General features: G+C 61.9%; 8 protein-coding genes. All 8 read left to right on the forward strand.

Going from position 1 to position 6,958, the window contains the following annotated elements:
• Positions 1 to 683, forward strand: a 683-nt coding sequence (locus P1U71_RS09500) for a phage tail tube protein (protein ID WP_301105354.1), incomplete at its 5' end; no start/stop codon positions are given.
• Between the two features lie 11 nt (positions 684 to 694).
• Positions 695 to 1,087, forward strand: a complete 393-nt coding sequence (locus P1U71_RS09505) for a hypothetical protein (RefSeq protein ID WP_301105355.1) — start codon at positions 695 to 697, stop codon at positions 1,085 to 1,087.
• Between the two features lie 53 nt (positions 1,088 to 1,140).
• Positions 1,141 to 1,434, forward strand: coding sequence for a hypothetical protein (locus P1U71_RS09510; RefSeq protein WP_301105356.1), 294 nt, complete (start codon positions 1,141 to 1,143; stop codon positions 1,432 to 1,434).
• A gap of 5 nt (positions 1,435 to 1,439) precedes the next feature.
• Complete coding sequence (locus tag P1U71_RS09515; protein WP_301105357.1) at positions 1,440 to 2,171, forward strand: hypothetical protein; 732 nt, start codon at positions 1,440 to 1,442, stop codon at positions 2,169 to 2,171.
• A gap of 4 nt (positions 2,172 to 2,175) precedes the next feature.
• Positions 2,176 to 2,784, forward strand: coding sequence for a DUF2460 domain-containing protein (locus P1U71_RS09520; RefSeq protein WP_301105358.1), 609 nt, complete (start codon positions 2,176 to 2,178; stop codon positions 2,782 to 2,784).
• Positions 2,781 to 3,626, forward strand: a complete 846-nt coding sequence (locus tag P1U71_RS09525; protein WP_301105359.1) for a DUF2163 domain-containing protein — start codon at positions 2,781 to 2,783, stop codon at positions 3,624 to 3,626. Before P1U71_RS09520 ends, P1U71_RS09525 begins: the two co-directional genes overlap by 4 nt.
• A complete protein-coding gene (locus P1U71_RS09530; protein ID WP_301105360.1) occupies positions 3,619 to 4,032 on the forward strand; it encodes a hypothetical protein in 414 nt (137 codons plus the stop codon). Before P1U71_RS09525 ends, P1U71_RS09530 begins: the two co-directional genes overlap by 8 nt.
• Positions 4,032 to 6,958 (forward strand): phage tail protein (locus tag P1U71_RS09535; RefSeq protein WP_301105361.1); only part of this gene is annotated, 2,927 nt, incomplete at its 3' end. The genes P1U71_RS09530 and P1U71_RS09535, both read left to right, overlap by 1 nt.

The raw sequence follows: 6,958 nt of genomic DNA on the forward strand, positions 1-6,958 counted from the left end.
CCTACGGCGGGTTCGATGACATGCTGGCCGCGCTGATGCAGTCAAGCTGGTCGTCGAACGTTTTAAAGGCTGGGGCGAGCCAACCGAGCTTCACTTTCGAGCGGGCATTTTCGGACATCAGCCAGTATCAGCTGCTCACTGGCTGCGTGCTCGATCGTCTGCGCCTTTCCGTGCGGCCGGATCGGCTGATCACCGGCACCTTTGGCGTAATCGGCAAATCCTCCGCGATGAATTCATCGCCCCTGGATGCGAGCCCGACCGCTGCCGCGGCGAACGATCCCATGGACAGCTTTTCCGGTTCGCTCGACGAGGGGGGCAGCAGCATCGGCATTGTTGTCGGGCTGGAGCTCAATATCGACAACAACCTCGAACAGGCCTTTGTGATTGGCGCGGATGAGGCGAGCAGCCTGCTGGCCGGGCAATCGCGCATCACAGGCGAGATTACGACTTATTTCGAGGATGCGTCGCTCCTGAATAAATTCGCGGCCCGCACCGAAAGCAGCCTCACCCTCACTTGTAGCGGCGCGGGCGGAAGCCTCGAATTTGAGCTTCCGCGCATTGTCTATACCGGAGCGGAGAACCCGGCGCTGGGCGCGGGGCCGATTACCCTCTCGCTGCCCTTTACCGCGCTCTATGACGAGAGCGAATCCACCAACCTCACCATCACCCGGACAGCGGCTTAAAGGAAAACAATATGCATAAGAATGTATTTGACGTAGCGGCGTTTGACTTGAAGGCCCGCAGCGAGGCGGGCGCGTCGCTCACCCTCCGTCATCCGAAGACGGGGGAGGCGCTTCCCGCTGTCATCTGGCTGCAGGGGGAGGATGCGGAGAATTACCGCAAGACCCTCCGCGCCCAGATCGACCGGCAGATTAGCGAGCGCAAGCTGGAACTGACCGCGGCGGAGCTGGAGGAACGGCTGATCGAACGGCTGGCCGCGATTACGCTCCGCTTTGAGAATATCGAGCTGGATGGCGTGCAGTACGACACCACGCCGGAGAATGTCTTGAGGCTCTATCGGGAGCATCTCTGGATCCGCGAACAGGTCGCCGCCTTCGTGGAGGACCGGGCCAATTTTTTGCCCTGACCGCCGCCCGCCTCACGGACTGGGCGGAGGATCAGTTCTGGCGGTCGGCGGAGGTGGGCCCCGGCATCACCCGCGATGCGGCGCTTCGTCAGGCGGCGAAAGCGACGGGCAAGGCAATCGAACAGGACGCGAGACCGCTGCCGCCGCCTTCCTGCATCGCGCATGTCTGGGGCTGGTTCACAACGCTTCTGCCGCTCTATGCGGCGGGCGCATTGCTCCGTCCGGCAGGGATCAAGAAGGATATCGAGGCACGCTTTGGCCTCTCTCCGACCGTGTTTGAGATCGGCCTCCTCCTCGATCTCTACGCGCTCTGGCGGCGGCAGGCCAAAGACGCACAACAAGGATAAGGATAATGGCAAATAACAGTGATTTAACTGCTTTCGGCGGTATAGAGACGGCGCTGAAAAATCTCGATGCGCTCAGCGACAAGACCCGCAAGGCGGAACGGGAAGCGCAGCTTCTCACCCGGCAATTCGACGGCCTTAAAACCGATCTCACGGGCGCGGGCAAAAGCGGTTTTGTCGATGACCTGAATACCGGGCTTGCCACCGCGCAGGAGGAAATGAGCGGTTTTGCCGATATTTCCGGGAAGGTCGCGGCCAGCATCGGCACGGCGTTCGAGGGCGCGTTCGAGAAGCTGCTCCTGTCGGGCAGGGATTTCAAGTCGGTGCTGAAAAGCCTGGAAGGCGACCTGATCCGTCTTGGCACCCGCACGCTGACATCGCAGGCAAGCCAGAGTTTGGGCGGAGCAGCCGGTCTGTTCACGGAATTGGGTGGTGCGCTCTTCGGTGGCGGCGGATCGCTCGCCAGCCTGATCCCCGGCTTCTCGACGGGCGGTCAGTTTACGGTCGGCGGGGCAAGCGGCGTGGATCAGAACCTCGTGCCGTTGCGTCTCTCAAAGGGGGAGCGGGTGACCATCGAGACCCCGGCGCAGCAGCGCGCGACTACCGCTAACGCCGCGCCGGTGATCAATATGGCGTTCAATATCTCGACGCCGGATGCGGCGAGCTTCCGCCTCAGCCAGACGCAAATACAGGGCGAAGCGCTTCGTCAGGCACAACGCAGCCTCAGAAGGAACGGGTGAGAAAATGAGCTTTCACGATGTCAGGTTCCCGACCCGCGTCTCCTATGGCGCGATCGGCGGCCCGCGCTTCTCGACCACGGTGCAGATTCTGAATTCCGGGTTCGAGCAGCGCAATATCAACTGGGCGCAGGCGCGGCGCGAATATACCGTCGATATCAGCCCGAGCCGGGGGGAGGAATGGACGGCGGTCCTCAATTTCTTTCACGCGCGGCGGGGGCGGGCCTATGGCTTCCGGCTGAAGGATTTTTCGGATTTCGTGATGAGCGAGCAGTCCATCGGCACGGGCGACGGCGCAACGACCCAGTTCCAGATTTTCAAGCGCTATATCGATGACGACGCGCTCGCCCCGCCCTATGACCGGGAGCTGAAGAAGATTGTCGCCGGCACGGTGGACGTCTCCGTGGGAGGCTCCCCCATGGCGAGCGGCTGGAGCGTGGATGAAACCACCGGCATCCTCACCTTTGACAGCGCCCCCGCAACGGATGCGGATATTGCGGTGGCGTGCGAGTTCGACGTGCCGGTCCGCTTCGATACCGACCTGATGCAGGCGGCCATTCCGGGACCGGACATCCATCACTGGCAGAGCGTCAAATTGGTGGAGATACGGATATGAAAACGATCTCAACCGCTTTGAGCGATCATCTTGCGGGGGAAGTAACCACGCTCGCCACTTGCTGGGCGCTGACCCGCCGCGACGCGACGGAAATGTTCTTCACCGATTTCGATGAGGATCTGGTGATTGACGGCGACAGCTATCTGGCCGCCAGCGGTTATTCCCGCTCGGCGATCGCCAATAGTAGCAGCTTCAGCGTCGATAACCTTGATATCATTGGCAATCTCACCAGCGATATCATCCGTGAAGAGGATCTTTTCGCCGGGCTCTATGACTTCGCCGAGATGCGGATTTTCATGGTCAACTGGCAGGATTTGACCCAAGGCACCCTCCCGCTCCGGCGCGGCTGGATCGGGGAGGTTTCGGCCCGCGATGGCGCCTTTACGGCGGAGCTGCGCGGTCTCGCCCAGGCGCTGCTCTATGAGGTGGGGGAGGTGTATTCTCCCCTCTGCGGGGCTGACCTTGGCGACAGTCGCTGCACCGTCGATGTGGAGGCATTGACCGAAACAGACGTGGTGGCCAATGCCCCCTCCCGCGATCAGTTCACGCTCACCGATTATAGCGGCGCGGATGATGTGTTGAACGGTGGGGTGCTGACCTTCACCAGCGGCGCGAATGCGGGCCGGTCATGCGAAATTCGGGGTTGGGCGCAATCGGGCAAGATGCTCACGCTCTATCTTGAAATGCCTTACGTCATCGAGGCGGGGGATGAGGTTTCCTTCTTTCCCGGCTGCGACAAGCGCTATGCGACCTGCCGCGATACATACGCGAACCATCTCAATTTCCGGGGTTTTCCGCATATTCCGGGCACCGATGCCCTGCTGGAGACGGGTAATGGTTGAGCGCAGAGAAATCATCACCGAAGCGCGGCGCTGGATCGGCACGCCCTGGCGGCATCAGGGACGGAGCCGCAGTGGTGTCGATTGCGTCGGGCTGGTCGTTCTGGTCGCGCGCGCCCTCGGTCTGGAACCTGAGGATGTGGCTGGCTATGCGCGGCGGCGGGATGGCCGCGCGCTCCTGCGTCATCTTCATAATCAACTTCAATCACAATCTTTAACCAATTGGAAAATTGGGTATATCGGCGTCTTCAAGGAAAGCGCCTTCCCCATCCATGTCGGGTTTTTAAGCGCGCGCGATGGCGTACCGACGGTGATCCATGCCCATGCCCGGCGGCGGCAGGTGATTGAGGAGGCGTTGGTGCCTTACGGCGCGCCCTTTGCCGTTTTTTCATTTCCGGAGGTTCTCTAATGGCGACTTTGGCAGTTGGTCTTGTCGGTGCCGGTATCGGCGCGGTCACCGGTGTGGGCGCGGGGGCCGGGTGGCTTCTCGGCACCACGCTGGGCCGTGTTCTCTTCGCCGATGACGGCGCCTCGTCCTCGGCGACGCGGCTTACCGACCTGAATGTCACCGGCGCGAGCTATGGCGCGGCGATCCCGCGTTTGTATGGCACCATGCGCCTCGCCGGAAATATTATCTGGGCGGGCGATCTTCGGAGCGAGGCCGTCACCCGCAGCAGCGGCGGCGGCAAGGGGGGCGGCGGCTCCTCACAGGTAACCGGTTACGCCTACTCCACCAGTTTTGCCGTCGCCATCTGCGAGGGGGAAGTTGCAAAACTCCTTAAAATCTGGGCGGATGGGGAGGTGATCTATGACGCCAGCGCGGAAGGCGAGATGGTCGCAAGCGATCTGCGCTTTCGTTTTTACACAGGCGATGAGGATCAGCTCCCCGACAGTATTATCGAGGCGGCGGAGGGCGCGGATAACGTGCCCGCCTATCGCGGGCTTTGCTATCTGGTGTTCGATGACCTGCCGCTTGGTGCCTATGGCAACCGCATCCCGAATATCGAGGTTCTGGTGACCACCGACGGCATTGGCGCCTATCCGCTGACCGATAGTGCGATTACGTCGGTCAATGCGGGCAGCTTTGCCTATGATGCGTCGCGGGGCCTTATCTACAGCTATGAAGTGGTGGGCGGGGTCGATACGGTCCGCAAGATCGATGCGCTTAACCTGGAGGAACTGGCGACGGCGGAGGTGGAGACGGAATTTCCGCGCCTGCCCGATGCGGCGATAGGTTTCGCGCGCGACCGCAAGGGGAACTTCTGGATCGGCACGGGCGCGGGCCTGCTCGCCGGGCGGCAAATCCATCTGGTGGACGGGGAGACGATGCAACTCATCGACAGCGCCGATCTGCCAGGCGGGGTCGGTGCGGTCACCCATTCCACCGATATTATCAACCCGCTGACGGGCGCGCAGTTCCAGGTTGCCGGATCGCAGCAGAACTACCAGGTGGTGATCTTCGATGAGGCGCTGGCGGTGGTCGATACCATCGCCACAAGCTCGCGCGTTTGCACCGGCGCGGTGACGGACGCGGACGAGATCGCCTGGGTCGCCCTGTCCGGCTGGGCAACCGGCCCGGTGTTCAGCGATCTTGAGATCGTCCGGGTTCGCGTGTTTGGCAGTCCAGCTGTTTCGGGCACGGAATATTCTGTCGAGAGCGATATCTACACCATCGCGACCGCCGATCTCACGCCACTTGGCGGGACGGGCAGCGAGACCAATAATATCACCCGGCTGGTTGCGTATCTACCGGCCTCCGATGAATTGCTGTTCCAGAATGACTACCGGATTTTCAAATGGTCGATGGTGACGCTAGCCATCACCGCCAGCCGCGATGTCAGCGACCTGAGCGGGAGTCTTTCTCTTGTCCATCAGCATAACGGCAGCGAGATCGTCTTTATCAGCGCCGGGCGCTATGCGGTTTATCTCAGCGCCGAAACGCTGGAGGAGCTGGAGCGGGTCGATCTGTATGAGTTCGACGGGGTCAGCACGTCCGTGAGCGGTGTCTATGACGCGGCGACGGACAGCGTAATTGCGTTCAATACCAGTTTCGGGGTGAAACGGCTTTTCCTGCGCCGCGCGAGCGGGGCGGGGGCCGAGCTTGCCGCCATCGTCAGTGACCTCTGTGCGCGTGGGCGTCTGACGGAAGCGGATGTCGATGTCTCCGCCCTTGCGGGCAGCCTTCCGGGCTATCTGGTGAGCCGCCCCATGTCGATTGCCGACGCGCTGACGCCGCTCAGCGACTATGCCTTTTTCGATGCGGTGGAAAGCGGCGACAGGCTCAAATTCATCCCGCGCAATCAGGCGGCGAGCGGCATTGAGATTTCCGATGCGGACATGATCGCGCCGCCATCAATGCGCCGGTTGCAGGAAAGCGAACTGCCGGAGAAGATATCGCTCTCCTATTTGGCGTCCGATGCGGGCTACCAGATCGGTACCCAGTCCGAAAAGCGGGCTTTCCGCCCCATCGCCACCATGTTCGGGCGGAACCAGCTCGCGCGGGATCTGCCGATGGCGCTGACCGCCGATTTGGCGCGGCAGGCGGCGGCGAAGACGCTTTATTCCGCCTGGGCCGAGCGGCAGACGGTGAGCGCGTCGCTGCCGATCAAATATCTCGCCCTCGATCCCGCCGATGTGTTGACTGTCACGGTGAACGGCGCGACCAGCAGCGCGCGGCTGATGCAATCGCATTTCGGGGCCGATATGAGCATCGAGACGGAGGCGGTGACCCTCTCGCCCTTGAGTTATGACGCGGTTGAGGTCGGGGATACGGGCTCGGGTTATGAGCAGGTCTTGATCCGGCGGGGTACATATGCGGAGCTGTTCCTCCTCGATCTGCCGCTGCTCCGCGATCAGGATGCGACGGCCGGGAACGGCAGCCGTTTCTATTTCGCCATGGATGGGTATCAGCCCGGCTGGAGCGGCGGCACGCTCTATTCCGCCTTCGATGAGGAGAGCTATCAGGTCGAGGGATCGATCTCGAACGAGGTGGTCTGGGGCGTAACGCTGAACGCGCTTGAGGGTACCGACACGCCGTTTCAGACGGATGAGACTTCCATTCTCGATATCCGCTTTGTGAGCGGGGCGGAGGAGCTGGAGAGTATTTCCACGGCGGCGCTGCTGAATGGCGGTAATGCCCTGTTGGTGGGAGAGGAGATTGTCCAGTTCGCCAATCTGTCGGAGAATGCGGACGGCAGTTATCGCCTCTCGACCCTTCTCCGCGGCCGTCGCGGCACCGAAGGGGCGACCGGCTCGCATAAGCAGGGGGAGCGGGCGATTTTGCTGCGCGCCGGTGATATCGGCGGTGGCTTTACGGCGCTGAACAGCCTCGATGT

Origin of the sequence: Sneathiella sp. (assembly GCF_029233945.1) — a bacterium.
Classification (GTDB): domain Bacteria; phylum Pseudomonadota; class Alphaproteobacteria; order Sneathiellales; family Sneathiellaceae; genus Sneathiella.

Excerpts from the sequence above, each read along its gene's own strand:
- P1U71_RS09505 (WP_301105355.1), top strand. The coding sequence starts at position 695 with ATGCATAAGAATGTATTTGACGTAGCGGCGTTTGACTTGAAGGCCCGC.
- P1U71_RS09515 (WP_301105357.1), top strand. The coding sequence starts at position 1,440 with ATGGCAAATAACAGTGATTTAACTGCTTTCGGCGGTATAGAGACGGCG.
- P1U71_RS09520 (WP_301105358.1), top strand. The coding sequence starts at position 2,176 with ATGAGCTTTCACGATGTCAGGTTCCCGACCCGCGTCTCCTATGGCGCG.
- P1U71_RS09525 (WP_301105359.1), top strand. The coding sequence starts at position 2,781 with ATGAAAACGATCTCAACCGCTTTGAGCGATCATCTTGCGGGGGAAGTA.
- P1U71_RS09530 (WP_301105360.1), top strand. The coding sequence starts at position 3,619 with ATGGTTGAGCGCAGAGAAATCATCACCGAAGCGCGGCGCTGGATCGGC.